The organism is Ruegeria sp. SCSIO 43209, from assembly GCF_019904295.1.
Classification (GTDB): Bacteria; Pseudomonadota; Alphaproteobacteria; order Rhodobacterales; family Rhodobacteraceae; genus Ruegeria.
On record NZ_CP065359.1, the window covers coordinates 2211652 to 2237542 of the forward strand.

Sequence of the window (25891 nt, forward strand, 5' to 3'; positions counted from 1 at the left end):
ACAAGAAGGCAGGAGTACGTCTTAGTCATATTCGCCATTTCCGGAAGGTTCCATATGCGCTTGCTCAGCTTTTGTCTCGGCCTTTTGCTTCCGATTACCGCCCATGCGGCCTGCGAAGGGAGAGATCTTAGGCTTGACCTGTCGGCCGAAAGTCAAGCTGATCTCGAGAAGACAATCAGTGACATTCCGTTTCCGGAGGGCAACCACTGGATCGCGACAAAAGACGGGACCGTCTTGCACCTGATCGGCACCCTCCACACCAGCGACCCCCGCATGGCACCCGTGGTCGAGCGCTTGGAGCCAGTTCTGAGTCAGGCCGACGCGTTTTTCTTCGAGGTCACACAGGACGAAATGGACGCATTCGAAAAAGATCTGGCCGATGATTTCAGCCCGGTCCTGATTACGTCTGGCCCCACTTTGATTGACCTGATGTCGGAAGAAGATTGGACAGCGCTGTCCGCGACTCTGGCCGAGCGTGGCATTCCTGGCTGGATGGCGGCCAAGATGCGCCCCTGGTTTCTCAGTATGATGCTGGGTATTCCGCCTTGCCTGATGAATACCCCTGATTTTGATCGCGGCATGGACACGCGCCTGACGGAACTGGCCGAACAACACGGGATACCCCAGTACTCGCTAGAGCGGATCGAGGATTTGATCGCGATGTTCGACAGCCATCCGCTGGAAGAACAAGTGGCCTCTCTGACCCGTCTGTCCGGGGCGCTGCAGGCTGGGGACGACCAGATGATCACAATGGCCAACGCCTATATCGAAGAGCAGCACGCCGCGATCATTGAGCTTGCCAAGCTTCAAGGGCTTGAGGCCTCGGGGATGACGCCAGAAGAGTTTGAAGCCGAATGGAAAGGCTTCGAAGATCAGCTTCTGGTGCAGCGCAATGCAAGCTGGATGGAGAAGATTCTGGACCTGAAGGATCAGACCGCGGTGATCGCTGTCGGGGCCGGACATCTGAGCAACGACTACGGCTTACTGAACCAGCTACATCAAGCCGGATATACACTGGAACGCGCTGAATTCTAGGTTTTCAGACCAAGGGTCGCAGCAAGTTTGCTTCCGGGTGACAACCGTGTTTGACCACCCTATAAGGCGCGCAAATCCATATTCTTCAGGACACGAGACATGACAACGCTAGTTTTTGGCCACAAATCTCCCGACACCGATTCCACCGGCTCTCCGATCCTGTGGTCATGGTATCTGAACGAAGTAAAAGGTGAACAGGCACAGCCCGTTTTGCTAGGCGAACCCAACACCGAAGCCGCCTTTATGCTTGAGCGTTGGGACCTGCCCAAGCCGCAAATCATCGAGGACGTGGCCGAGGATGCACCGGTTGTCATCGTCGACACCAACAATCCGGCCGAGCTGCCCGCCAGCATCAACAGCGCAGATATCCGCGCCATAATCGACCACCACAAACTGGTTGGCGGGCTTGAAACCAAAGGCCCCATCGACATCACTGTGCGCCCGCTGGCCTGCACGGCAACCATCATGGTCGATCTAATGGGTGACGACGCCGCCAAGATGCCCGACGCGATCAAAGGTGCCGCGCTGACCTGCATCCTGTCGGACACACTGGAATTCCGCTCACCCACAACCACCGCACACGACCGCGCCGTGGCTGAGAAACTGGCGGCTGAACTTGGTCTGGATGTCTCGGCCTACGCCGCCGACATGTTTGCAGCAAAATCGGATGTATCGTCATTCTCGGACGCCGAACTGATCCGCATGGACAGCAAAGAATACGAAGTAGACGGCACCAAGTTCCGGGTCTCGGTTCTGGAAACCACAGCCCCCGGTGTCGTGCTGGATCGGAAGGACAGCATCGTAAGCTCGATGGCTGATGTGGCCAAGGAAGACGGCGTTGATCAGGTGTTGCTGTTCGTGGTCGACATTCTGAACGAAGAGGCAACGCTGCTGGTTCCAAATGATCTGGTCAAAGGTGTCGCTGAGAAGAGCTTTGGCGCAACCGTGGACGGTGACGCGGTTGTGTTGCCCGGCGTGATGAGCCGGAAAAAGCAGATCATTCCGAACCTCAAGGTTTGAATTTAGATCATCAAAGGCGCCCGAAACCGGGCGCTTTTTTTTGCGAGGCTCTGCCTCGTGCTCCGAGATATTTTTGGCCAGATGAACAAGGCGGGTTGATTTCGGCCGCTCCGCCTTGGGCTGCACCTCTGGCCAATTGCGCCACGCTCTGCCATAGGCTTTGACATCTCGCATTCCCTGCTGCACGAGGCGCGCCATGACCCAGATCGTTTCTTCACTCGCTGAAATCTCTGACCGCTACAAAGCGCTGTTTGTTGATTTGTGGGGTTGCGTTCATAATGGGATAACTGCCTACCCAGAGGCTGTCGCGGCACTGCAAGCTTATCGTCAACGTGGTGGCACGGTGGTTCTTGTAACCAATTCCCCTAAGCCTCGGGCTGGGGTTGCCGAGCAGCTTTTACATTTCAATGTGCCGGCAGATTCCTATGACACGATTGCAACCAGCGGTGATTCGGCGCGTTCAGCGATGTTTCGCGGGGCGATTGGCGAAAAAGTCTATTTCATGGGGGAATGGCAGCGGGATGCCGGTTTTTTTGAACCCCTGAAACTGCTGGATCATCCGATCCACATTGAACGCGTTCCGCTGGACGCGGCCGAAGGCATCGTGTGTTGCGGCCCGTTCGACCCGATGGCGGACCCAGATGTGAACCGGCCCGACTTTCTTTATGCCAAGCAGAAAGGGATGAAACTGCTCTGCGCAAATCCGGACATCGTGGTGGACCGAGGCGAAACGCGCGAATGGTGCGCAGGTGCTTTGGCCCGACTTTATACCGAGATGGGTGGTGAAAGCCTATATTTCGGTAAGCCACACCCGCCCATCTACGATCTGGCCCGGCGCAGGTTGCAGGCGATTGGGGTTGATGTGTCGGATTCTGAAATACTTGCCATAGGGGACGGGCCGCAAACAGATATCGCTGGAGGCATGGGGGAAGGCATTGATACCCTCTTCATCACCGGCGGTTTGGCAGCCGCAGAAACCAAAACATCACATCATCCAGACGAAGACGCGTTGAAAGCTCATAACGAGAAGGAACAGATCAATCCAACCTATTCGATTGGTCGCCTGAGATAGCAAAAAAGACTTGATTTTCTGCAACTGCGAAGTAATAAAGTTGCCGACGAGCGGCAGATGATGGTCTTTTGTTGCTCTTTCGATCTCGAATGAGGGCAGCATGTTGGACAACCTTCCGCGCGGAACGATTTGCATCGAAGACATCGAAATGGGCATGTCACGGCACTTGCGCAAAGTCGTGACCGATGAAGATATCGAGATGTTCGCTCAAGTATCGACCGACCGGAATCCGGTTCATCTGGATGATGACTATGCCCGCGATACGATTTTCGAAGGACGTATTGCGCATGGCATGCTGACCGCTGGCCTGATCTCTGCGGTTATCGGAGAGCAGCTGCCCGGACATGGAACCGTGTACATGGGACAATCGCTTAAATTTCTGGCGCCGGTGCGTCCGGGCGACATGGTTTATGCCGAGGTCAAGGTGATCGATATCGATTTCGCCAAACGCCGGGTTAAGCTGGATTGCCACTGCGCAGTTAACGGAAAGAAAGTGCTGGTGGGTGAGGCCATGGTGCTGGCTCCGAGCCGCAAGTTCGACTGATAATCCACCTTAACCGATCTGCGGCTTGAACCTGACGGGCAGTCCCGCTAGGCAAGCCGCATGCATATCATCCGGGACTTCCAGTTTGTTGAACCAGAAGACCGAGGCGCAAGTGTCGCCATCGGGAACTTTGACGGTGTTCATCTTGGCCATCAATCCGTCATCGAGTTGGCGCGCAATGCTGAATTGAACGCGCCGCTGGGGGTCATGACATTTGAGCCGCATCCACGAGAGTATTTTTCCCCAGAGGCACCGCCCTTTCGTCTGATGCGCGGCAATGCACGCGCGCACCGGCTGGAAAAACTCGGCGTGCAGAAGCTTTATGAACTGCCTTTTAATTCAACGCTCGCGGGTATGACGCCCGAAGCTTTTGCGAGAAATGTCATATGCGATGGTCTGGGGCTTTCTCATGTTGTCGTGGGTGCCGATTTTTGTTTTGGCAAAGGGCGCAGCGGTAACCCTCAGGACCTGGTTCGCTTTGGCGAAGAGATGGGGTTCGGTGTGACCATCGCGCCCCTGTTGGAGCGCACCGAGAATGTGGTTTCGTCGACTGCGATCCGGACAGCTCTGTCAGAGGGGCGCCCGCGCGATGCGGCAACAATGTTGGGGCACTGGCACCGGATTGAGGGTGAGGTCGTCGGAGGCGAGCAACGCGGACGAGAGTTGGGGTACCCGACAGCCAATATGTCGATCGAAGGACTGCACCCTCCAAGATTTGGCGTTTATGCAGTTTTGGTCGACGTCCTGGATGGCCCGCATCAGGGCAGCTATCACGGGGCGGCATCGGTCGGGACCCGGCCCATGTTCCAAGGCGAGGTTCCTAACATCGAGACATTTCTGTTCAATTTCTCAGGTGATCTTTACGGTGCCACGCTGTCCGTTGGTCTGGTCGACTATCTGCGGCCCGAAATGACATTCGACGGCCTTGACGGGTTGATCTCGCAGATGGACGCCGATTGCGCGCGCGCCCGAGAGATACTGGCCAGTACATGACTACGGATCCAATCGATCGAGCTGGCCTCGCGCCCCGATTCTGGGAACGCAAGCCGCTGCGCAAGATGAACCAGCGTGAGTGGGAGGCCCTGTGCGATGGTTGCGGCAAATGCTGTCTGAACAAGCTGGAAGACGAAGATACGGGCGAGGTCGCATTGACCTGTGTTGCCTGTCGCCTGCTGGATGACGAAACTTGCCGGTGCACCCAATATGATATCCGCCACCAATTCGTGCCCGAATGCATCGTCATGACACCCGATAACATCGACAACCATGCCTATTGGCTGCCCCAGACTTGCGCCTATCGACTGCTCTGGGAAGGCAAACCGCTTTACGACTGGCACCCTTTGCTATCAGGTACGCCTGAAAGCGTTCACACCGCCGGCGTTTCCGTTCAGCGGCGAACCGTATCTGAATTCGAAACGCCCATGGAAGAGTGGGAAGACTACATCATCGAGGAGCCGAGTTAATGCATTTTGCCTCTGATAATTCCGGGCCCGTTCATCCCGAAGTTCTGGCCGCATTGGCCGAAGCCAATCAGGGCTATCAGATGGCTTATGGCGCCGACACCTTGATGAACGAAGTGCGCGACCAAATCCGCGGCATTTTCGAAGCACCGGGTGCGGCAGTTTATCTGGTCGCTACGGGAACGGCCGCTAATTCACTGGCGTTGGCAACGCTGAGCAAGCCGTGGGAAACCGTGTTCTGTTCACCCGTTGCTCATATCCACGAAGATGAGTGCAATGCCCCCGAATTCTACACCGGCGCGAAACTGACTCTGGTGCCGGGTGGCGACAAGATGACCCCCGAAGCATTGACCAAGTCCATTGAGGGGGAAGAAACCCGCGGCGTGCATGGTCCGCAGCGCGGGCCTGTCTCGATCACTCAGGTGACCGAGCGTGGCTCGGTTTACTCGCTTGCCGAACTTCAAGCCTTGTGTGGCGTTGCCAAGAAGTATGGGTTGCCGGTGCATATGGATGGTGCACGTTTCACTAACGCTCTGGTCGCTTTGAATTGCTCACCGGCAGAGATGACGTGGAAATCTGGTGTTGACGCAGTCAGCTTTGGCGGCACCAAAAACGGGCTGATGGGTGTCGAGGCCGTAATCTTCTTCGACGAAAGCAAAGCTTGGGAGTTCGAGCTGCGGCGCAAGCGCGGGGCGCACCTGTTTTCCAAGCACCGTTACCTGTCTGCCCAGATGGCTGCTTATCTGCAGGATGACCTGTGGCTGAAATCAGCTCGCAAAGCGAATGCCAATTGCGCGCGATTGGCGGATGGTCTGCGGGCAGTCGGGGCAGAATTCCTGCATGAACCCCAGGCAAACATGATTTTCGCAAGCTTTCCCCGCAGCCAACACAAGCGCCTGCACGAGGCCGGCGCCGTCTATCACTTGTGGGGCGATACGTTGGACGGTGAGGACGAAGACGAGATGCTGGCCTGCCGCTTTGTCTGTGACTGGTCCATCGGAACCGAGCAGGTCGATCGGTTTCTGAACCTCTTGTAGCCGTGCCTCCCTGCCCCGGCTATTTCATCTCAGCCAGATGCTTGTCCAGATCATCAAGACGGTCCTGTCCCCAGAACCTCTGATCGTCCAGTGTGATGTAAAACGGTGCCCCGAAAACACCCCGGTCCACGGCTTCTTCCAGATTTGCGGCGTAGGTTTCCGCACCTACCAACAGGCCACTATCAGCTAGATTTGGATTAAATCCTGCCTGTTCCAGGCAATCCCGGATCACGCCGTCATCAGAGATGTCCTTTTCTTCTGCCCAGCAGGCACGCAAGAAGGAATGGCAAAGTTTACCCACATCACCTGATCCATCCTGTACTGCTGCGATCACAGCGTAAGAGGACGGTGCCATGTTCGTCGGCCAGTGCGCAGGCTGCAGGTTCAACGGCATATCCAGATTGCGCGCTTGGCGCACCAATTCCTGCGCGCGGTATTCGATGCGAGATATATGTCGGTCTTTTGGTGGCGTTCCACCTGTCCGGCCGAACAAGGCAACAATATCCAATGGTTTATAGTTGATCGTCGCACCGTGTTTTGCCGCGATCTCTTCAAGGCGCATTCCCGCCAGATAGGAATAGGGCGAGAGTGTCGCAAAAAAGTAGTCAATCTGGGCCATGTTCACTTTCTCCGCTGCGTTATCTTTGCGGGACGGTAGACCCATGCTAAGCGGTGTCAACATCACGAATCTGTCACATTGCCACTGCTGCCCGGGGAAAATCAGCCGATGCCGACACTTCACGAACCCAAGCTTATCGCTGGGAACGCCAATCTTCCGCTTGCCGAAACCATTGCACGTCGCATGAGCCTGCATCGCGGCGTTGACCAGGGGCTGGTCGATGCTCGGGTCGAACGGTTCAACGACGGAGAGATTTTCGTCGAGGTTTTCGAGAATGTGCGTGGTGAGGATATGTTTATCGTTCAACCAACCTCGAACCCCGCCAATGACAATCTGATGGAGCTGCTGATCATCGCAGATGCCCTGCGCCGTTCATCCGCAGCCCGGATCACCGCTGTCATTCCGTATTTCGGGTACGCCCGTCAGGACCGCCGCACCAAAGCGCGCACGCCAATCAGCGCCAAGCTGGTGGCAAACATGCTGACTGGTGCGGGTATCGAACGGATTCTAACCATGGATCTGCACGCAGCCCAGATTCAGGGCTTTTTCGACATGCCGGTGGACAACCTATATGCCTCTCCGATCTTTGCCCTGGATGTGAAGAAACAATTCAAGGATCAGATGGACGACCTGATGGTGGTCTCGCCGGATGTCGGCGGTGTTGCACGTGCCCGTGAATTGGCCAAACGCATCAATGCGCCCCTTTCGATCGTTGACAAACGCCGCGAAAAGGCAGGCGAAGTGGCCGAGATGACGGTCATTGGTGACGTGAAAGACAAAATCTGCCTGATTGTCGATGACATTTGCGATACCGCTGGCACTCTGTGCAAAGCTGCCCAGGTGCTGATGGATAACGGCGCCAAGGAAGTACACTCTTACATCACCCACGGTGTCATGAGTGGACCGGCGGTTGAACGTGTGACCAATTCGGTGATGAAATCTCTGGTCCTATCGGACACGATCCAGCCTACGGCCGAGATCAACAAGGCCGCCAACATCCGCATCGTACCCACCGCGCCGATCTTTACGCAGGCGATCCTGAACATTTGGAACGGCACAAGTGTATCATCGCTGTTCGAAGACAAGACACTGACGCCGATCTACGAGTCACTTTATCATATGGATTGATCGAAAAACTGCTGACTACCATAGATAATGTCTGAATTCATGACGGCCTGCCTATTCGGCGACCGTCATGATTTCTTCCAACGGCTTTTTCATCTTTGCAACTTTTGGCACCTTCGCGTCGTCTTGCGGATGGCCTACAGCTACGATCATAATAGGCTTTTCATGATCAGGGCGGTTTAGCAGTTTATTCAGGAATTTCATCGGGTTGGGTGTGTGGGTCAGCGATACCAGCCCTGCATGGTGCAGCGCCGTCAACAAAAAGCCCGTGGCAATTCCCGTGCTTTCAGGCACGTAGTAGTTTTTGAACCGATCTCCATCATCGAAATGACCCCAACGTTGGGCGAAAATCACTATCAGCCACGGTGCGTCTTCCAGATGCGGCTTCTGATCGTTAGTCCCGATTGGTTCAAGCGCCTTCAGCCATTCATCTCCGGCACCGCCTTCATAAAACCTGCGCTCCTCAGCTTCTGCCTCTTCCCGAATACGGCGTTTCATCTCAGGGTTCGAGATGGCCACAAAGTGCCAGGGCTGATGATTGGCCCCTGAGGGCGCTGTTCCGGCTGCGCGAATGCACTCTTCGATGACCGTGCGCTCGACGGGCCGGTCCGAATAGTCACGCACGGTATGGCGGCGTTTCATCTTGTTGTAGAACGCTCGCGCTTCGGCCAGCATTTCTTCATCAGACAAGTCCATACGATCCGGAAGGTCCAGGGCCTCGTATTCGATATGATCTCGTGCAAACACCTATAAGATACTCCGGTTGCGTTAGCCGCTATTTGGGATGGCCAGTCTTCTTTATGGGACGACGCGCGAAGGTGCGCAATCTTATGTCACGAACAGGCCTGCTTCACGAGATATCCCAATCGTCTTCATGCGAAACATCTCCAATTGCGGTCCAACTCACCCGAATTCTGGCGATACGCGTATCGGACCAGGTGCGAAACACCGCATTGAATCCTTCCGGCGTTATATCTTCGGCCTGAACTTCAGCCCGTAAAGCGGAAGACGTATCCACATCCCAAAGTACCACCCCTATCTGGATGATTGGCACAGAGCGGAACACTTCTGAAAAACGGACGCTTACGCGACGCTCACGCGGGCCCTCACCAGTCCACATCACGCCACCATCGGCGAAATCGGAAAACAAGACCTCCTCGCCCTGATCAATGCCGATGGGATGGGTTTGAAACTTTTTCATATATCGTCTTTTATTGTTCAATTCCTGCAGCTTAACTTCAGCGAATGGCAAAATCACGACAAAAAAACGGCCCCGCGGATACGGGGCCGTTCCAAGTGATCAGAATGTCATGAACCCTTACAGGCTCATATGCGTTCCTAGAGCTTCCATGTCAGCCAGCAACTTTGCAGCATCGTCGACGATGGTCTGATCGTCACCGGCCTTGGCTGCCTCGTGCGAGGCGCGGGCGTCAGCGATCAGATCGTCCAGATGCGAGCGTGTTACTTCAGCAACCGGAATGGCCTTTTCGGCCAGAACCGACAGGCCATCACCATTGATCTGAGCAAACCCACCGGTGACCAGGTATTCGCTGGAGCCTTGGGGTGCTTCGACCTTCAGGATGCCCGGGCGCAGAGTTGTAATTGTGGGGGCATGATCGGGCATTGCCGTCATGTCCCCGTCCGCGCCGGGAATCTGGACCGCGGTGGCCTCGAGCGAAGCAAGGCTCCGCTCGGGGCTGACGAGGTCGAATTGCATCGTGTTTGCCATCAGGGATACTCCTTAGGCGGCTTCTGCGGCCATCTTCTCCGCTTTGGCGATCACTTCTTCGATGCCGCCAACCATCAGGAAGGCCGCTTCGGGCAGGTGATCGTATTCGCCAGCGACAACCGCTTTGAACGACGCGATGGTCACATCCAGAGGAACCTGAACGCCCGGCGAACCGGTGAAGACTTCGGCCACGTCGAACGGCTGCGACAGGAAGCGCTCGATCTTACGGGCACGTGCCACGGTCAGTTTGTCCTCTTCCGACAGTTCGTCCATGCCGAGGATGGCGATGATGTCCTGCAGTGACTTGTAGCGCTGGAGGATCTGCTGAACGTCGGTCGCAACCTTGTAGTGCTCTTCACCAACGATGGCCGGGTCGAGCAGACGCGATGTCGAGTCGAGCGGGTCAACCGCAGGGTAGATACCCTTTTCCGAGATCGCACGGTTAAGAACGGTGGTCGCGTCCAAGTGCGCAAACGAGGTTGCCGGCGCAGGGTCGGTAAGGTCATCCGCAGGCACGTAGATCGCCTGCACGGACGTGATCGAGCCCGACTTGGTCGAGGTGATGCGTTCCTGCAGGGCACCCATGTCGGTTGCCAGGGTCGGCTGGTAGCCCACCGCCGAAGGAATACGACCCAGCAGAGCCGAAACCTCGGAACCCGCCTGCGTGAAGCGGAAGATGTTGTCGACGAAGAACAGAACGTCAGTACCGGACTGGTCGCGGAACTGCTCAGCCAGGGTCAGACCGGTCAGAGCAACACGCGCACGCGCACCCGGAGGTTCGTTCATCTGACCGTAAACCAGGGCCACCTGCGATTCCGACAGGTTGTCCGGTTTAATAACGTTCGATTCGATCATCTCGTGGTACAGGTCGTTGCCTTCACGGGTCCGTTCACCAACACCCGCGAACACCGAGAAGCCCGAATGCACTTTTGCGATGTTGTTGATCAGTTCCATGATCAGAACGGTTTTACCAACGCCGGCGCCGCCGAACAGGCCGATCTTACCGCCTTTGGCGTATGGGGCCAGCAGGTCAACAACCTTGATGCCGGTTACCAGAACTTCCGACTCGGTCGACTGTTCATCAAAAGTCGGCGCGGGCTGGTGGATCGCACGGGCTTCGGTTGCTTCAACCGGGCCTTTTTCGTCGATCGGCTCACCAACCACGTTCAGGATGCGGCCCAGGGTGGCGTTGCCAACCGGAACCGAGATCGGTGCGCCGGTGTCGGTGACGGCTTCGCCGCGGACCAGACCTTCGGTCGCGTCCATTGCGATGGTGCGGACGGTGTTTTCACCCAGGTGCTGAGCAACTTCCAACACCAGGCGCTTGCCGTTGTTGGTGGTTTCCAGCGCGTTCAGAATTTCAGGCAGCTGATCTTCGAAGTGCACGTCGACGACGGCCCCGATGATCTGTGTGACTTTGCCTTTTGCATTCGCCATGTTTCGTCTCCGGTATGTCTCTACAGCGCTTCGGCGCCGGAAATAATTTCAATCAGCTCGTTGGTGATCACGGCCTGACGCGAGCGGTTGAACTGGATCGTCAGCTTGTCGATCATCTCACCCGCGTTGCGTGTCGCGTTGTCCATTGCGGACATCCGTGCACCCTGTTCAGACGCTCCGTTTTCGAGCAGAGCCGAGAAGATCGCGGTGGCAACCCCCTTGGGCAGCAGGTCGGCCAGGATGGCCTCTTCGCTGGGCTCGTAGTCGAATACCGCACCGCTGTCGTCACCCGTCGCTTCGTCTTCGAACGAGGCGGGGATGACCTGCTGTGCCGTCGGGATCTGGGTCACAACGTTGACGAACTTCGAGTAGAAGATCGTGGCAACGTCGAACTCACCCCCGTCGAAACGAGACAGGACGTCCTTGGCGATGTCTTGCGCGTTGGAATACCCCAGACGCTTGACCTCGCTCAGGTCGATATGTCCAACGAACAGATCGCTAAAATCACGCTTGAGCGCGTCGCGGCCTTTTTTGCCGACGGTCAAAACCTTGACCGTCTTACCTTTGGCGCGCAACTCGTCCGCCTTTTGGCGAGCGAGCTTGGCGATGTTCGAGTTGAAGCCGCCACACAGGCCGCGTTCAGCTGTCATGACAACCAGCAGATGGACATCATCACTGCCCGTGCCACGGAGCAGCTTGGGGGCGCTGTCGCTGCCCCCGACCGAAGCCGCCAGCCCCGCCATCACGGCATTGAACCGCTCGGCATAGGGACGCGAGGCTTCGGCAGATTCCTGGGCGCGACGCAGTTTTGCAGCCGCGACCATCTGCATGGCCTTGGTGATCTTGCGGGTCGATTTGACCGACTCGATCCTGTTTTTAAGGTCCTTAAGATTTGGCATATGCCCGCCTCTCCCTTAAGCGAAGGTTGCGGCGTATTCGTCCAGCGCAGCCTTGATCTTGTCGGAAGCGTCACCCTTGATCTTGGGATCTTCGTCCGTGATCCACTGAAGCAGATCCGCGTGCTTGCCACGCAGGTGCGCCAGCAGGCCAGCCTCATAGCGGCCAACATCGGACACGTCGATCTTGTCGAGGTAACCGTTGGTACCGGCGAAGATTACGCAGACGATTTCAGCGTTGGTCAGCGGCGAGTACTGCGGCTGTTTCATCAGCTCGGTCAGACGCGCACCACGGTTCAGCAGCTGCTGGGTCGCGGCGTCGAGGTCAGAACCAAACTGCGCAAAGGCAGCCATTTCGCGGTACTGAGCCAGCTCCAGCTTAACCGGACCGGCAACCGACTTCATCGAGTTGGTCTGAGCCGAGGAGCCCACACGCGAAACCGACAGACCGGTGTTCACGGCAGGGCGGATGCCTTGGTAGAACAGTTCGGTTTCCAGGAAGATCTGGCCGTCGGTGATCGAGATCACGTTGGTCGGAATAAACGCCGAAACGTCACCACCTTGAGTTTCGATAACCGGCAGAGCGGTCAGCGAGCCCGCACCGAAGTCTTCGTTCAGCTTTGCCGAACGTTCCAACAGACGCGAGTGGAGGTAGAAAACGTCGCCAGGATAGGCTTCACGTCCGGGCGGACGGCGCAGCAGCAGCGACATCTGACGATAGGACACAGCCTGCTTCGACAGGTCATCATAGATGATCAGCGCGTGGCGGCCGTTGTCGCGGAAGTATTCAGCCATCGCGGTCGCGGCGTAAGGTGCCAGGAACTGCATCGGTGCCGGGTCGGACGCGGTTGCCGCCACAACGATCGAGTAGTCGATCGCACCGGACTCTTCCAGTTTCTTCACCAGCTGAGCAACGGTCGAACGCTTTTGACCGATCGCAACGTACACGCAGTACAGCTTCTTCGACTCGTCGTCGCCTGCTGCGTCGTTGTAGACTTTCTGGTTCAGGATCGCGTCCAGAGCAACGGCGGTTTTACCGGTCTGACGGTCACCAATGATCAGCTCACGCTGGCCACGGCCGATTGGGATCATTGCGTCAACCGATTTCAGGCCGGTTGCCATCGGCTCGTGAACCGATTTACGCGGAATGATGCCCGGCGCTTTAACGTCTGCAACGCCACGCTTGGTCGCGTTGATCGGGCCTTTGCCGTCCAGCGGGTTGCCCAGACCGTCAACAACGCGGCCCAGCAGCTCGTCACCGATCGGAACGTCCACGATCGAGTTGGTGCGCTTAACAGTGTCACCTTCTTTGATGTCACGGTCGGAACCGAAGATAACAACACCGACGTTGTCGCTTTCCAGGTTCAGCGCCATACCCATGATGCCGCCGGGGAATTCGACCATCTCACCGGCTTGCACATTGTCCAGGCCGTATACACGGGCAATCCCGTCACCGACGCTCAGCACGCGGCCGATCTCGGCCACTTCGGCTTCCTGACCAAAGTTCTTGATCTGGTCCTTCAGGATTGCAGAAATCTCTGCAGCTTGGATTCCCATTTATCCGACCTCTTTCATTGCATTCTGTAGGGAGTTCAGCTTCGAACGGATCGAGCTATCGATCATTTTCGAGCCCACTTTAACGACAAGACCGCCGATGAGGCTTTCATCAACGGTCGCATTGATTGTCACGGTCTTGCCCACACGCTCGGACAGCGTCTTGGACAGTTTATCCATTTGGGTCTTGGTGAGCGCCTTGGCCGAGGCGACATCGGCGGTCACCTCGCCACGCTCGTCAGCCAGCATGTCGCGCAGAACCTGCACCAGTTGCGGTACAACGAACAGACGACGTTTCTGCGCCATCAGACCCAACGTATTGCGCAGGATGGCATGTAGGCCCATCTTGTCAGCAACAGCAGTGATTGCGCTTTCCTGTTCGGCGCGCGAAACCAAAGGCGATGCGATCAGGTCGCGCAATTCTGCGCTATCACCCAATGCGGCTGCCAGATCGTTGATTCCGCTTTCCAGACCTGCAAGGTCATTATTCTCTTTGGCGATCTCGAAGATCGCGGTGGCATAGCGCTCGGCGATGCCAGTGGAAATCGAAGCTGGTTCGGACACGTCCACCCTTCCGATATTTGAGGCCCCGATTTTGAGTAGCGGCCGCTACCTTGGGGCGTGAGGAAACCCCGTCCATTTAGGGCGGGGATCAAAATCACCGGGGATGTAGCAGAGGTGTTCCAACCAAGCAATACGCTATAGCGGTAACAGTTTTATCCACAAATTATTATTTTTCATACACTTAACCCAACTGCGACCCTTTGGACCGATTGGGGCAGTTGAAAAATGTTACGAATATACAGGTTTTTGCGATTCCTGTGACCTTTTTCCCGCATTTTTTCCGTTCAAAATGCGCCGGACTGTCACGCAGGCTTTAACAAACCATCCAACGCTTTGATCGGGCGCTTCGCTGTGTCTTTGGTAACGCTTCCGCTAGGCGGGCGAATGAGTTTACTGGCCTCAACCATAAGCACGCCTCCGGCCATGACGGTTGGGATGCGTTGTCCAGTCTTCTCGATCAGGCTACCTGATTTTAGCCAGAACCGACGGAACGATGGCGGCAGGTAAAGCGCCGAGCAATGGTTTTCAGGGACGAAGTGGTGCGCTCGCAATTGGTTTTCCAATTGGGTCGTTGAATAGGGCTGCCCAAAGCCAAACGGCGTCCGGTCTGAGCGCGACCAAAGCCCGGCCCGGTTCGGTACGACAAATAGCACACGCCCTCCGGGCCCCAGAACGCGCCAGCATTCTTCCAGCAATTGGCTGGGTCGGTTTGAAGTTTCCAAACCATGCATCACCACGAGTTTATCCACATGGCCAGTTTCGATTGGCCACATCGTCTCTTCGGTCAGAACGGAAACATTGGGCATCCCCGCAGGCCATGGCATTACACCCTGCGGACCAGGCATAAGACCAATCACACGACGCGCATCTTTGAGGTAAGGCCGCAATAAAGGTACGGCAAAACCAAATCCGACCACAGTTTGCCCTTTGGCTTCGGGCCAAAGATCCGCCAACCGACCACGGATCGCTGCCTGGGCCGCGCGACCCAGGGTGCTGCGATAGTAGAAATTCCTCAGATCCTGCACATCAAGATGCATTGCGGACACCCGGTCAATCGGCTTAGCTGGGCGCAGTCTAGCAATGAAAGGGCAAAAGGCCATGCCTCTTGAGATCGTTACCATTCCTTGCCTCAGCGATAATTACGCCTTTCTCGCCCATGATCCGGCCAGCGGTGAGACTGCCTTGATCGATGCGCCAGAGGCAGCTCCGATTCTGGCTGAACTGGATTCGCGCGGCTGGCAGCTAAGCCATGTGTTGCTGACCCATCATCATTGGGATCATGTGGACGGGCTGGGCGACATTCTGGCGAAACAGCCCGCGCGTGTGATCGGCGCAAAAGCAGATGAGCATCGGTTGCCAAAACTCGATCAGGCGGTGGTTGAGGGTGACACATTTTATATCGGCGGTGAGCCGGTCGAGGTTCTTGATGTGTCCGGTCATACAATTGGGCACATTGCATTCTACATGCCCCAAACTGGCGTTGTATTCACCGCTGACAGCCTGATGGCGCTGGGATGTGGGCGATTGTTCGAGGGCACGCCTGCGCAAATGTGGGCCTCTCTCAGCAAGTTGGCGGCCCTGCCCGATGAAACAATCGTGTGCTCAGGCCACGAATACACACAGGCAAACGCCAAGTTCGCCCTGACCATCGATCCCGACAACCCAGCCTTGCTTGACCGCGTGGCCGATATTAATCGCGCCCGCGCTGCTGGAGAACCTACTGTGCCTTCGCTTTTAGGCCTGGAAAAGGCGACAAATCCGTTTCTAAGGGCCACTGATCCGGCGATTCAGGCCCATCTGGGCATGGAAAACTCTGATCCCGTGTCCGTATTCGCCGAAATTCGAGCCCAAAAAGACAGCTTTTAACCCGTTTCAAGCCCCAATCACGGCCACGGTCACAACAAATGTGACTGTCAAGTGAAAGAAAACCCTTGAAGCCGGGGCGGGATCAACCAAACTCTAATAGTATGAGGACATGGTTGGGATGGGGATCCGGCCTGCAGCCCGCCCCCTTCCGGCCCAATACAGAGGAGCACCCGCGTGCCTTCATTCTCGAGCACACTTGAACAAGCCATCCACGCGGCCCTTGCGGCGGCGAATGAACGGCGACATGAATTCGCAACGCTAGAGCATCTGCTGCTGGCGCTGTTGGAAGAACCCGATGCGGTGCGCGTCATGAAAGCGTGCAGCGTCGATCTGGACGAGTTACGCAGCACCTTGGTCGAATTCATCGACGAAGATCTGTCAAACCTCGTCACTGATATCGACGGGTCAGAAGCAGTACCGACTGCAGCCTTCCAGCGTGTCATTCAGCGCGCCGCGATCCACGTTCAAAGCTCTGGCCGCACAGAGGTGACCGGGGCCAATGTATTGGTGGCCATCTTCGCCGAACGTGAAAGCAACGCAGCCTATTTCCTGCAAGAGCAGGACATGACCCGTTATGACGCGGTAAACTTCATCGCACATGGTGTGGCCAAAGACCCGGCCTATGGAGAGAATCGTCCTGTAACGGGTGCTGATGAAGCCGAAGAAGAGGCTCAGACGACATCTGGTGACGCCGAGCAAAAAGAAAGTGCGCTTGGCAAATATTGCGTTGATCTGAACGCCAAATCACGCGCCGGTGATGTAGATCCGCTGATCGGACGCTCGGACGAGGTTGAACGCTGTATTCAGGTGCTGTGTCGCCGGCGCAAGAACAACCCGTTGCTGGTAGGTGACCCCGGTGTCGGCAAAACCGCCATCGCCGAAGGTCTGGCGCATAAGATCGTTGCGGGCGAGGCCCCGGACGTGTTGTCGGAAACCACCATCTACTCGCTCGATATGGGTGCCCTGCTTGCGGGAACTCGCTATCGCGGCGATTTCGAAGAGCGTCTGAAAGCGGTTGTGACCGAATTGGAAGAGCACCCTGATGCAGTTCTCTTCATCGACGAGATTCACACTGTGATCGGAGCGGGTGCAACCTCGGGCGGAGCGATGGATGCGTCGAACCTGCTGAAGCCAGCGCTTCAGGGTGGCAAACTGCGCACCATGGGCTCGACCACGTATAAAGAGTTCCGTCAGCATTTCGAAAAAGACCGCGCGCTGAGCCGCCGATTCCAGAAAATCGACGTGAACGAGCCGTCGGTCGAGGACAGTGTCAAAATTCTGCGCGGTCTGAAACCATATTTCGAAGAGCATCACTCGATCAAATATACTGCCGACGCGATCAAGACAGCTGTCGAATTGTCGGCGCGCTATATCAACGACCGCAAACTGCCCGACAAGGCCATCGACGTGATCGATGAGGCCGGGGCAGCGCAGCACCTGCTCGCCGAAAGCAAACGTCGCAAGACCATCGGCGTCAAAGAGATCGAGGCGGTGGTTGCCAAGATTGCGCGTATCCCACCCAAGAACGTCACCAAGGATGATGCCGAGGTTCTGAAAGATCTCGAAACCTCGCTGAAACGCGTGGTGTTTGGTCAAGATGAAGCGATCGAAGCGCTGTCCAGTGCGATCAAACTGGCGCGCGCCGGTCTGCGTGAGCCCGAAAAACCCATCGGCAACTATCTGTTCGCTGGCCCCACCGGTGTTGGCAAAACAGAGGTGGCGAAACAGTTGGCTGACACGCTTGGTGTTGAACTGCTGCGTTTCGACATGTCGGAATACATGGAGAAGCACGCGGTCAGCCGTCTGATCGGTGCGCCTCCGGGTTATGTCGGGTTTGATCAGGGTGGTTTGCTGACCGACGGTGTCGACCAGCACCCACATTGCGTCTTGTTGCTTGATGAGATCGAAAAAGCGCACCCGGACGTATTCAATATCCTGTTGCAGGTGATGGATCACGGCGAATTGACCGACCACAATGGCCGGACGGTGAATTTCCGCAACGTGGTCCTGATCATGACTTCGAACGCAGGTGCGCAGGAGCAGGCGAAAGCCGCCATCGGCTTTGGCCGCGACCGGCGCGAAGGTGAGGATACCGCAGCGATCGAACGTATGTTCACGCCGGAGTTCCGCAACCGCCTGGACGCTGTGATCTCATTTGCACCACTACCGAAAGAGGTCATTTTGCAGGTCGTTGAGAAGTTTGTCCTGCAGCTGGAAGCACAGTTGCTGGATCGTGGCGTGACCATCGATCTGACACCGCGTGCCGCCGAATGGCTGGCCGACAAGGGCTATGATGACAAGATGGGTGCGCGACCTCTGGGTCGTGTTATTCAGGAACACATCAAGAAACCTCTGGCCGAGGAACTGCTATTCGGCAAACTGGCCAAAGGCGGCGTGGTCCGTGTCTCGATGAAGAAGGGCGAGCTGAATCTGGAAATCCTGGGCCCCGATCAGCCCCGCATTCCGGGCGACAAGCCCCCGCTTTTGACGGCGGACTAACCCACTGCTTCTATAACGAAAAACGCCCGCCTTTTCGGTGGGCGTTTTTCATTTTTGGCAGGTAATCCAAGTTGGTTCGTACCAGCCTTATCGCTCTGTCAGCTTCAACTCGATCCGACGGTTTTGGGCGCGCGCCTCGGGTGTGTCGGCGGGATTAACGGGCTGGAATTCTCCGAACCCGTTTGCCGCCAAACGATCAGGTGGAATGCCCAGCGCATCAACCATGTAGCGCACCACAGAAAGGGCACGGCCCTGGCTGAGCTCCCAGTTGTCGCGATATCGTCCGCTGCCTGCAAGTGGCACATTATCGGTATGCCCATCGACACGGATGACCCAGTTCAGCCCCTCGGGTATTTCGGCGGCAACGCTTCGCAGGATATTGGCAACTTTGGCAACCTCCTGACGACCTTCCGCAGACAGGTTTGCGGACCCGGTGGCAAACAACACCTCAGACGAGAACACGAAACGGTCACCTTCAATGCGCACGCCATCCTGATCACCCAGCACATCGCGCAGTCGCCCGAAGAATTCCGAGCGATAGCGCTGCAAATCCTCGGCCTGTGCGGCTAGTTCCTGATTTTGGCCCGCCAGTTTCTCGGCCTCGGCTTCCAGCCGAATACGTTCAGCCTCTTCCAGCAGTCGGCGACGGCGTTCTTCCGAGGCTGCGCGCGCTAGAGCGGCATTCAGATCCTGGCCCAGCGTCTGTATCTGGATCTCGGCGGCGGTATTACGTTCTTCGTAATCGTCTAACAAAGCCTGCAGCGATCCCAACTGGCTGCGCAAGGCTGCCATCTGCTGATTAAGCAGCGCGGTCTGACGTTGCGCTTCGGTCGAGATTTCCTGTTCCGATGCAAGCGCCTCTCGGGCGAGCGCCAGCAGCGCCGCGCGCTCCTCGGCCAGCGACCTCTGTTCGGCTGCATTTGCTTGCGCCTGGGTTTGGGCATCCAATGCGGCTTGCAATTGTGCCCTCAGTTCTTCGGCATTGATCTCACCAAACTGGCGCTCAAGCTCTGCCTTGGCAGCCTGTGCCGCAGCCAGCAAAGTCAGAGTGTCCTCGGCTTCCTTTCGCTGCGCTTCCAGCGCCAAGGTCATCGCTGTCAGTTCAGCATCTGCATTCTGCAATCGATCACGCAACGCCTCAGCAGCGGCGGCTTCGGCCAGACGCGCGGCCTCTTCCTCGGTCAGTTGCTGTTCTAGCTCGGATATCTGAGCTGCCTGTGCATCTTCGCTGGTTTCAAGTTCGGCGACGAGAGCTTCAAGTGCTTCGCGTCGAGCCGCGGCAAGGCGGGCGGCTTCGGCCTGTGCGTCGATTTCTTGTCTGCTTTGAGCAAGTGCCAAATTCAAGGCATCTTGTTCATTTAGCAACTCATCGCGTTGCGTTTCTAGCGCGGCGATATCCCCCTGCGCACGCGCCTGATCAGCCAGCAAAGCCGCGACCTGTGCTTCAAAGTCGGTTATGCGGGTTTGTGCCTGCGCCAGATCGTCTTCGACCTGATTAAGCGTTGCATTCAAGTTCCCAAGACGCGCTTGAAGACGGCTGTTTTCCCGCTCTTCCAGCCCCAGCGCCCCGGCCAGCGCGGCGATTTCGTCGGATAGGGCCGTCAGTTCATCCTCTTGCCCCGAAATCGTTTCGCGCAGCACAAATTGCACGACCATGAAGATGGTCAGTACAAAGGTCAGCACCATCAACAATCCCGTCATCGCATCCACGAAGCCGGGCCAGACCGAGCCCGAGAATCGTTGACCTGTGCGGCGGGACAGCGCCATGAGTTACTCTCCTTCTGGCGGCGTACGTACGGCGCCCCGTGGCAAGGTCAATGCTTTGACCAGTAGCTCAAAATCCTTGCGCAGTTCGTTCATGCTGTCCTGACGACCAGCGGAGATTTCTTCGAGTATACGCAGCAACTGAACATCCATCGACCGCAGGCGCATGCGGCTTTCCGCATCGATCCCCTCGCCCGCGCCATGTTCGCGCATGTGATCAAGCAACGCGTCCTGCCCCAGCGCCACACGTTCAAGCGCAGCCGTAACACCTTCGGTCTGGGCCTGACGCTGGTTCATTTCCCCGATGACATCGACCAATTGCCCCAGCTTGGCTGATACGTCCGTCCGATCAGCCTCTTGCGCCGAGAACATATCCTGCAGTGCATCCATCTGCTCGGACATGGCATCCAGTACTGGGGTCAGCACGGCCAGTTCCGCGCCGCCCTCATCGCCCGCAGCAAAGCCAACGCGGGTGATTGAGGACAACCATTCTTCCAATTCGCGATAGAACCGGTTCTGGCCATGGCCCGCGAATAGTTCCAGCAAACCGACGATCAAGGATCCGGCCAGACCCAGCAATGACGACCCAAAAGCAACGCCCATGCCCTGCAGCTGCGCTTCCAATCCTGTCATCAGACGGTTGAAGACGGCCAGACCTTCTTCACCTTCCTGCGGGTTCAGGCTGCGGATCGTATCAACGATGGCGGGGACAGTGGTGGCCAAACCAAAAAATGTCCCCAGTAGGCCAAGGTAGATCAGCACGTTGGTGATGTAGCGGGTGATCTCGCGCTCTTCTTCGACCCGTTCGGCGACGGAATCGAGGATCGATCGGGTAGAGCTAGAGCTGATCTGAGACCGCGCCCCGCGTTCCCTCAACAACGACGCCAGTGGGGCAAGCAGTTGCGGCGGGCGCACATCGTCACGTTCGACCCCTCCGGCAAAGGCTTCGATCCAACGAACCGATCCGATCAGCTGTGTGACCTGCAGAAAACAGGCAGCGACACCGATGACAAAGACCAGCAAAATGAACCCGTTAAGATACAGATTGGCCTGAATAACCGGCAGTACATATGGCAACGCCATGAACACGCCAAGTCCTGACAGCCCTATTGCGATCAGCATCATCAAAATCTGACGGATCGGTTGTGAGAAATGTGGTCTCACGCCCTGTTGTGCCTGCGCCATGCGCGTGGCTCCTGGTATTGTCTGCTCTGGGCTGAACCTATCGAAGTTCGCCCCGTGACGCCAAGAGTTTATGCGCTGATTGTCCGCACCCGTTGCGACAACCACTCAAGATCAGGGTCGTGCAGTCCGATCTCGGTCAAGTGCGAGGCAGTATTGTAGAGATATTCGGTATTTGGCCCACGTCCGCCAACCGCGTGGGCGATGATCTGGGCCTGCTCTTCCAATGGAAGACCGCCGCAATACTGAACGTGGTGAGCATCGATGACGTAAGTCACTGCATTTACGATCTGCCCGCAGTCCAGATGCACGTCCAGCATCCGCTCCAGATAGGCTGACGAGATCAGCTCACGCTCACGCAATTCAGCCAAAGTGCGCTCTTCGTGACCTGCCTCGACAGCAAGCGCCAATCCAGTGCAATGCGCGTCTGGCTGTTCGTCCAGCGCCAATACCAAACCGGGGTCTTCTTCCGTGCCGCGATGGTGGATAGAGCGCATGCAAAACGACCGCGCATATCCGTGCAACTTAGCGCGTTCGCTGCGTGCCACCGGAAAGCCCGGGTTCCACAGCAGCGATCCATATCCGAATACCCACATCGTCATTGCACTGGTCCTTGCCCGTTTGGCCCTATAAACATCAAATCCGAGGCAGGAAAAAGGGCCATTCATCATGCGCCGTCTGATACGCGTTTTCGTATTTATCGCCCTCGCGTGGAGCGCCTACTGGTTTGTCGCCGGTTATGGTCTGCGAAACGCCCTGACCGGTTGGTTTGACCGGCAGCAAGAACTGGGCTGGCAGGCCGAATTCTCGGACGTGTCGACGGCAGGATATCCATTTCAGCACATCACACGCCTAAATAATCCCGCTTTGGCCGATCCGGTCAACGGAACGGCGTGGAGTGCGGACTGGGTCGAGTTCCAAAGCCCAGCAATCTGGCCCGGCCGCCAGATGCTGCGCTTTGCCAGTACGCCGCAGCGCCTTTCCTATTTCGACCAGACCACGACCGTTCAGGCCGAAGCGTTACAAGCCGAATTGCAGCTCCAACCCGGTGTCGCGCTGGTGCTCGAGAAAATGGCGCTGACCTCAAAGCGCTGGCTGCTGACAACCGAAGGTGATCCGCAAGCCGGAGGCCAGTCGCTGAGCCTTGTAATGGAGCAATCTGGAGCGCCCGAAAGCTATGGGATTACCGCGAAGATCGACGGATTTACTCCCGGCGATGATTTGAGACGCCTGATGCGTTCAGCATCGACCCTGCCGCAATCGTTCGAAACGCTGGAAATGGATATGTTTGTCACTTTCGACAAACCCTGGGACCGCACCGCACTTGAGCAGCGTCGCCCCCAACCCGTTGCGATTGATCTGCGTTTGGCAGAAATGAAATGGGGTGAGCTGCGTCTGTTCGCCACCGGCGAACTGGAAGTTGACGAACAGGGCATTCCAACGGGTGAAATTGCGATGAAAGCCGAAAACTGGCGCGACATGATCGCGATGGCAAACGCCGCAGGTGCGCTGCCCGATCAGGCAGTCGATCCTGTAACCCGCGCATTGGGCTTCATGGCTGGACTGGGTGGCAACCCAAATGCGCTGGATTTACAGCTGAATTTCCGAGATGGGTTCGTCGCCTTGGGTCCGTTGCCCCTTGGTCCTGCCCCGAGACTGGTACTGCGTTAACGGCAATAGGTGCCGCTGCGGTAGCGCGCGGTGTCTAGGTGGAAATGATCCCGATGGTAGCGATCAGAGTTTGGTCCGAGAACCGTGCCAAATGGCCCACACGCGCCGCGCCATACCTTGGTCAGTTGCTTCTTGGACGGATTTTTGCGCCAGCCATTTAGAACCGTCACCACCTCACCATCGGCCATCTTGAAGCCCGAAATGTCGATGGCGCGCCCTTTACCATGCTCAGAGATCCGCGCCCCTTTACGGTTGTTACGTGTTCTGCAGGCGTAATGCGCGGCGACCTGTAGCTCGACCACCGGACCTCGGCGTTTGAACGTGGGCTTTACAGTTTTGTCGACCCAATTATTCAGCGCCTGTGCAGTGCCGCAATCCATCGTCGCTGGGCGGCTCAGCCCGACCCCCGATACTGAGGTGATTTGCACTGCATCCTTAATCCCGCAGGCTTTGATCTTGCCCTTCACACGTCCAACCGGCTTACCCTGAATATCGATATCGCCACACACTGAACCCTTGCGCAGCTTGCGTTTCTTAAGAAAGACTCGCTGTTCCAGCGCTTCCGGGCGCACAAACGGACGGATCGAATTCTCGGGCCCGAGCAATGGTAATTCAGCGGGACGGGCTGCAGCGGCCGTTACCTGCGGCGAAGCGGGCCGTAGCACCGGCCGGATGTTGGGGGTGACGACTGCCACCATCGCTTGGGTGGTTTCCGGGCGCGTCAACGGCACAATAGAAGTCTCAGGCGCCGCCGCATTTGCAGTCGTTGCCGCCAAAGCAACGCAGAAAATCAAATGGCTGCAACCGATCTTTCTCATGTCGATGTTTTTCCCCGCCCGAAATCTGGCGCATCCGTATCCTGGCCCGCATCAATGATGCCGCGGCGGATCGCCCGTGTGCGCGTAAAGTAGTCGAACAATTGCTCTCCGTCACCAGTTCGGATGGCCCGCTGTAGCGCAAAGAGCTCTTCCGTAAACCGGCCCAGAATCTCCAGCGTTGCGTCTTTGTTGGTCAGAAACACATCACGCCACATCGTCGGGTCCGAAGCCGCGATGCGAGTGAAATCGCGGAAACCAGCTGCCGAATACTTGATGACTTCGGTGTCTGTAACCCGCCGGAGATCATCCGCAACTCCCACCATCGTATAGGCAATCAGGTGAGGTGCGTGCGAGGTGACCGCCAGCACCAAATCATGATGCGCGGCGTCCATTTCATCGACATTCGATCCCAGACCCTCCCACAAAGCCCGCAGGCGAGCGATCGCATCCGGATCGGAATCTTCGACCGGCACCAACAGGCACCAACGGTTGTCGAACAGTTCGGCGAAACCCGATTCAGGCCCGGAATGCTCGGTCCCGGCCAGTGGGTGCGCCGGAATGAAATGAACGCTATCGGGTATGTGGGGTGAGACGGCGTCAATCACGTGACGCTTTACCGACCCCACGTCTGAAACGGTGGCACCGGATTTCAGAACCGGCGCAATCTGCTGCGCCACAGGTCCCATTGCACCAACGGGGACACACAAAACCACTAGATCAGCACCCTCGACCGCCTCTTGCGCGGTCTCGCAAACCCGGTCACAAAGGCCGATCTGGCGCGCCGTCTCGCGGGTTGCCTCGGATCGCGCATAGCCCGTCACTTCCCCCGCAAGCCCAGCCCGTTTGATCGCCCAAAACATGGACGATGCAATCAGGCCCAACCCGATCAGCGCAACACGGTCGTAAATCTGGCTCATGCAGCGCCCCCTTTGAACGCAGTAATCGCTGCAACCACGCGGCCGCAGGCGATTTCGTCACCTACGGTGATCCGCAGCGCGTTTGGCAGGTTGTAGCCCGCGACCCGCCGCACGATCAAACCCTGCGTTTTCAAATAGTCATCGCAGGCTTCCGCCTCGGCCCTGTCAGCAAAGCGGGCGAGGATGAAATTCGTGCATGACACATCGGATGAAACGCCGACCTTCGCCAGTTCATCAGACAACCAAATCCGGAGGCGTGCATTTTCAGACAGGCAGAACCGCAGATATTCCTCATCCCGCACGGCGGCCTCGGCCGCCGCGAGAGCCGTCAGCGATAGGTTGAACGGCTGACGAACGCGGTTCAGCACATCAATAATCTCTTTCGCCGCATAGCCCCAGCCAACGCGCATCCCACCTAGACCGTACACTTTCGAAAACGTCCGGGTCATGATGACATTGCTAAACCGGTCCACCAGCCCCGCGCCTCCATCGAAACCATCGACAAATTCGGCATAGGCACCATCCAGCACCATCAGGCAATCGGCTGGCAATGCATCCGCCAACCTCTGCAATTCGGCGTCAGAGATCATGGTTGAAGTAGGATTTCCCGGATTGGTCACAAAGACAATCCGTGTCTGCCCAGTGACCGCGGCAAGGATGCTATCTACGTCTACACGGCGATCCCTCTCGGGCACCATGACCGGGGTCGCGCCCGCCATTCGCGCGATGATCGGATACATGGAGAATCCATGCTCGGTATATATCACCTCATCACCCGGACCAGCATAGGCCTGCGCCACGAACTGCAACACTTCATCACTGCCGACACCGCAGATGATCCGATTGGAATCCAGTCCGAGCCGTTCAGAAATTGCGGCGCGCAGGCTGGAATGATCGGTGCTGGGATAACGATGCAGCGAAACGGCACTTTCGCGCACCGCTTCGATCGCCTTGGGACTTGGCCCAAACGGGTTTTCGTTGGAACTCAGCTTGATGACATCCGCAACACCGTCAACATGCGACTGTCCGCCCTGATACAGCGCGATGTCCATTATGCCGGGTTGAGGTGTGATCTGGTTCAT

26 protein-coding genes are annotated in these 25891 nt (G+C 57.1%); 11 read left to right on the top strand and 15 right to left on the bottom strand.

Annotated features, from left to right (window positions below; translation table 11 throughout):
- Positions 1-54: 54 nt before the first annotated feature.
- The 7 genes from I5192_RS11115 to I5192_RS11145 all read left to right on the top strand — a co-directional run bounded on the left by I5192_RS11115 (position 55) and on the right by I5192_RS11145 (position 6168).
- Positions 55-1035 carry a TraB/GumN family protein gene (locus I5192_RS11115; protein WP_223116850.1) on the top strand — a complete coding sequence of 327 codons (981 nt, stop codon included), beginning with the start codon at positions 55-57 and terminating at the stop codon, positions 1033-1035.
- A 99-nt stretch (positions 1036-1134) separates the two neighbouring features.
- On the top strand, positions 1135-2055 hold the full coding sequence (locus I5192_RS11120; protein ID WP_170512514.1) for a manganese-dependent inorganic pyrophosphatase: 921 nt from the start codon (positions 1135-1137) through the stop codon (positions 2053-2055).
- A 196-nt stretch (positions 2056-2251) separates the two neighbouring features.
- Positions 2252-3127 carry a TIGR01459 family HAD-type hydrolase gene (locus tag I5192_RS11125; protein WP_170392423.1) on the top strand — a complete coding sequence of 292 codons (876 nt, stop codon included), beginning with the start codon at positions 2252-2254 and terminating at the stop codon, positions 3125-3127.
- 100 nt (positions 3128-3227) lie between these two features.
- The gene (locus tag I5192_RS11130; protein ID WP_170661787.1) at positions 3228-3671 is read left to right on the top strand and encodes a MaoC family dehydratase; all 444 of its coding nucleotides are present in this window, start codon (positions 3228-3230) and stop codon (positions 3669-3671) included.
- Between the two features lie 60 nt (positions 3672-3731).
- The gene (locus tag I5192_RS11135; RefSeq protein WP_170392424.1) at positions 3732-4664 is read left to right on the top strand and encodes a bifunctional riboflavin kinase/FAD synthetase; all 933 of its coding nucleotides are present in this window, start codon (positions 3732-3734) and stop codon (positions 4662-4664) included.
- Positions 4661-5134, top strand: coding sequence for a YcgN family cysteine cluster protein (locus tag I5192_RS11140; RefSeq protein WP_170609497.1), 474 nt, complete (start codon positions 4661-4663; stop codon positions 5132-5134). The genes I5192_RS11135 and I5192_RS11140 overlap by 4 nt, the downstream gene beginning before the upstream one ends.
- Entirely contained in the window at positions 5134-6168 is a 1035-nt protein-coding gene (locus I5192_RS11145) for a low specificity L-threonine aldolase (RefSeq protein WP_223116851.1), read from the top strand. Before I5192_RS11140 ends, I5192_RS11145 begins: the two co-directional genes overlap by 1 nt.
- Positions 6169-6187: 19 nt before the next feature.
- Here I5192_RS11145 and I5192_RS11150 read toward each other — a convergent pair whose 3' ends face one another.
- Entirely contained in the window at positions 6188-6787 is a 600-nt protein-coding gene (locus tag I5192_RS11150; protein WP_223116852.1) for a 2-hydroxychromene-2-carboxylate isomerase, read from the bottom strand.
- 108 nt (positions 6788-6895) lie between these two features.
- On the opposite strand from I5192_RS11150, the gene I5192_RS11155 reads away from it, so the two are divergent.
- Positions 6896-7915, top strand: a complete 1020-nt coding sequence (locus I5192_RS11155) for a ribose-phosphate pyrophosphokinase (protein ID WP_170392433.1) — start codon at positions 6896-6898, stop codon at positions 7913-7915.
- Positions 7916-7966: 51 nt separating this feature from the next.
- On the opposite strand, the gene I5192_RS11160 is transcribed toward I5192_RS11155, so the two are convergent.
- From I5192_RS11160 to I5192_RS11195, 8 genes are all read right to left on the bottom strand, one after another.
- Positions 7967-8659, bottom strand: coding sequence for a nitroreductase family protein (locus I5192_RS11160; RefSeq protein ID WP_170564154.1), 693 nt, complete (start codon positions 8657-8659; stop codon positions 7967-7969).
- 103 nt (positions 8660-8762) lie between these two features.
- A complete protein-coding gene (locus I5192_RS11165) occupies positions 8763-9113 on the bottom strand; it encodes an H-type lectin domain-containing protein (RefSeq protein ID WP_170594556.1) in 351 nt (116 codons plus the stop codon).
- A 117-nt stretch (positions 9114-9230) separates the two neighbouring features.
- Positions 9231-9641 (bottom strand): F0F1 ATP synthase subunit epsilon, encoded by a 411-nt coding sequence (locus tag I5192_RS11170; protein ID WP_170420547.1) that lies wholly within the window; start codon positions 9639-9641, stop codon positions 9231-9233.
- Between the two features lie 12 nt (positions 9642-9653).
- Complete coding sequence (atpD, locus tag I5192_RS11175; RefSeq protein ID WP_039537698.1) at positions 9654-11078, bottom strand: F0F1 ATP synthase subunit beta; 1425 nt, start codon at positions 11076-11078, stop codon at positions 9654-9656.
- A gap of 20 nt (positions 11079-11098) precedes the next feature.
- Positions 11099-11977 carry a F0F1 ATP synthase subunit gamma gene (locus tag I5192_RS11180; RefSeq protein WP_170392441.1) on the bottom strand — a complete coding sequence of 293 codons (879 nt, stop codon included), beginning with the start codon at positions 11975-11977 and terminating at the stop codon, positions 11099-11101.
- 15 nt (positions 11978-11992) lie between these two features.
- Positions 11993-13531, bottom strand: coding sequence for a F0F1 ATP synthase subunit alpha (atpA, locus tag I5192_RS11185; protein ID WP_170392443.1), 1539 nt, complete (start codon positions 13529-13531; stop codon positions 11993-11995).
- The gene (locus tag I5192_RS11190) at positions 13532-14092 is read right to left on the bottom strand and encodes a F0F1 ATP synthase subunit delta (RefSeq protein ID WP_170564161.1); all 561 of its coding nucleotides are present in this window, start codon (positions 14090-14092) and stop codon (positions 13532-13534) included.
- Between the two features lie 302 nt (positions 14093-14394).
- Positions 14395-15129 (bottom strand): class I SAM-dependent methyltransferase, encoded by a 735-nt coding sequence (locus I5192_RS11195; RefSeq protein ID WP_170564164.1) that lies wholly within the window; start codon positions 15127-15129, stop codon positions 14395-14397.
- Between the two features lie 61 nt (positions 15130-15190).
- On the opposite strand from I5192_RS11195, the gene gloB reads away from it, so the two are divergent.
- Together gloB and clpA are read left to right on the top strand one after the other, a co-directional pair.
- The gene (gloB, locus tag I5192_RS11200) at positions 15191-15958 is read left to right on the top strand and encodes a hydroxyacylglutathione hydrolase (protein ID WP_170512527.1); all 768 of its coding nucleotides are present in this window, start codon (positions 15191-15193) and stop codon (positions 15956-15958) included.
- 174 nt (positions 15959-16132) lie between these two features.
- Positions 16133-18457 (top strand): ATP-dependent Clp protease ATP-binding subunit ClpA, encoded by a 2325-nt coding sequence (gene clpA / locus I5192_RS11205; RefSeq protein ID WP_170401887.1) that lies wholly within the window; start codon positions 16133-16135, stop codon positions 18455-18457.
- A gap of 87 nt (positions 18458-18544) precedes the next feature.
- On the opposite strand, the gene I5192_RS11210 is transcribed toward clpA, so the two are convergent.
- The 3 genes from I5192_RS11210 to I5192_RS11220 all read right to left on the bottom strand — a co-directional run bounded on the left by I5192_RS11210 (position 18545) and on the right by I5192_RS11220 (position 22005).
- Positions 18545-20224: a peptidoglycan -binding protein gene (locus I5192_RS11210; RefSeq protein ID WP_170392453.1), complete on the bottom strand. Its 1680-nt coding sequence runs from the start codon at positions 20222-20224 to the stop codon at positions 18545-18547.
- A gap of 3 nt (positions 20225-20227) precedes the next feature.
- A complete protein-coding gene (locus I5192_RS11215) occupies positions 20228-21406 on the bottom strand; it encodes a biopolymer transporter ExbB (protein WP_170636081.1) in 1179 nt (392 codons plus the stop codon).
- A gap of 68 nt (positions 21407-21474) precedes the next feature.
- Positions 21475-22005, bottom strand: coding sequence for a gamma-glutamylcyclotransferase (locus I5192_RS11220; protein ID WP_170392457.1), 531 nt, complete (start codon positions 22003-22005; stop codon positions 21475-21477).
- Positions 22006-22072: 67 nt separating this feature from the next.
- On the opposite strand from I5192_RS11220, the gene I5192_RS11225 reads away from it, so the two are divergent.
- Positions 22073-23074: a DUF2125 domain-containing protein gene (locus tag I5192_RS11225; RefSeq protein ID WP_170392459.1), complete on the top strand. Its 1002-nt coding sequence runs from the start codon at positions 22073-22075 to the stop codon at positions 23072-23074.
- Here I5192_RS11225 and I5192_RS11230 read toward each other — a convergent pair.
- The 3 genes from I5192_RS11230 to hisC are packed head-to-tail and all read right to left on the bottom strand — an operon-like array spanning position 23071 to position 25891.
- Positions 23071-23892 (bottom strand): extensin family protein, encoded by an 822-nt coding sequence (locus I5192_RS11230; protein ID WP_223116853.1) that lies wholly within the window; start codon positions 23890-23892, stop codon positions 23071-23073. The two genes, I5192_RS11225 and I5192_RS11230, sit on opposite strands and share 4 nt — an antisense overlap.
- Positions 23889-24809: a prephenate/arogenate dehydrogenase family protein gene (locus I5192_RS11235; RefSeq protein WP_223116854.1), complete on the bottom strand. Its 921-nt coding sequence runs from the start codon at positions 24807-24809 to the stop codon at positions 23889-23891. Before I5192_RS11235 ends, I5192_RS11230 begins: the two co-directional genes overlap by 4 nt.
- A complete protein-coding gene (gene hisC, locus I5192_RS11240; RefSeq protein WP_223116855.1) occupies positions 24806-25891 on the bottom strand; it encodes a histidinol-phosphate transaminase in 1086 nt (361 codons plus the stop codon). The genes I5192_RS11235 and hisC overlap by 4 nt, the downstream gene beginning before the upstream one ends.

Coding starts and splice junctions, on each gene's coding strand:
- I5192_RS11130 (WP_170661787.1), top strand. CDS start 3,228: ATGTTGGACAACCTTCCGCGCGGAACGATTTGCATCGAAGACATCGAA.
- hisC (WP_223116855.1), bottom strand. CDS start 25,891: ATGAACCAGATCACACCTCAACCCGGCATAATGGACATCGCGCTGTAT.
- atpA (WP_170392443.1), bottom strand. CDS start 13,531: ATGGGAATCCAAGCTGCAGAGATTTCTGCAATCCTGAAGGACCAGATC.
- I5192_RS11230 (WP_223116853.1), bottom strand. CDS start 23,892: ATGAGAAAGATCGGTTGCAGCCATTTGATTTTCTGCGTTGCTTTGGCG.
- I5192_RS11140 (WP_170609497.1), top strand. CDS start 4,661: ATGACTACGGATCCAATCGATCGAGCTGGCCTCGCGCCCCGATTCTGG.
- I5192_RS11145 (WP_223116851.1), top strand. CDS start 5,134: ATGCATTTTGCCTCTGATAATTCCGGGCCCGTTCATCCCGAAGTTCTG.
- I5192_RS11195 (WP_170564164.1), bottom strand. CDS start 15,129: ATGCATCTTGATGTGCAGGATCTGAGGAATTTCTACTATCGCAGCACC.
- I5192_RS11155 (WP_170392433.1), top strand. CDS start 6,896: ATGCCGACACTTCACGAACCCAAGCTTATCGCTGGGAACGCCAATCTT.
- I5192_RS11180 (WP_170392441.1), bottom strand. CDS start 11,977: ATGCCAAATCTTAAGGACCTTAAAAACAGGATCGAGTCGGTCAAATCG.
- I5192_RS11165 (WP_170594556.1), bottom strand. CDS start 9,113: ATGAAAAAGTTTCAAACCCATCCCATCGGCATTGATCAGGGCGAGGAG.
- I5192_RS11170 (WP_170420547.1), bottom strand. CDS start 9,641: ATGGCAAACACGATGCAATTCGACCTCGTCAGCCCCGAGCGGAGCCTT.
- I5192_RS11115 (WP_223116850.1), top strand. CDS start 55: ATGCGCTTGCTCAGCTTTTGTCTCGGCCTTTTGCTTCCGATTACCGCC.
- atpD (WP_039537698.1), bottom strand. CDS start 11,078: ATGGCGAATGCAAAAGGCAAAGTCACACAGATCATCGGGGCCGTCGTC.
- I5192_RS11215 (WP_170636081.1), bottom strand. CDS start 21,406: ATGGCGCAGGCACAACAGGGCGTGAGACCACATTTCTCACAACCGATC.
- I5192_RS11135 (WP_170392424.1), top strand. CDS start 3,732: ATGCATATCATCCGGGACTTCCAGTTTGTTGAACCAGAAGACCGAGGC.
- I5192_RS11220 (WP_170392457.1), bottom strand. CDS start 22,005: ATGACGATGTGGGTATTCGGATATGGATCGCTGCTGTGGAACCCGGGC.
- I5192_RS11235 (WP_223116854.1), bottom strand. CDS start 24,809: ATGAGCCAGATTTACGACCGTGTTGCGCTGATCGGGTTGGGCCTGATT.
- I5192_RS11225 (WP_170392459.1), top strand. CDS start 22,073: ATGCGCCGTCTGATACGCGTTTTCGTATTTATCGCCCTCGCGTGGAGC.
- I5192_RS11120 (WP_170512514.1), top strand. CDS start 1,135: ATGACAACGCTAGTTTTTGGCCACAAATCTCCCGACACCGATTCCACC.
- gloB (WP_170512527.1), top strand. CDS start 15,191: ATGCCTCTTGAGATCGTTACCATTCCTTGCCTCAGCGATAATTACGCC.
- I5192_RS11150 (WP_223116852.1), bottom strand. CDS start 6,787: ATGGCCCAGATTGACTACTTTTTTGCGACACTCTCGCCCTATTCCTAT.
- I5192_RS11125 (WP_170392423.1), top strand. CDS start 2,252: ATGACCCAGATCGTTTCTTCACTCGCTGAAATCTCTGACCGCTACAAA.
- I5192_RS11210 (WP_170392453.1), bottom strand. CDS start 20,224: ATGGCGCTGTCCCGCCGCACAGGTCAACGATTCTCGGGCTCGGTCTGG.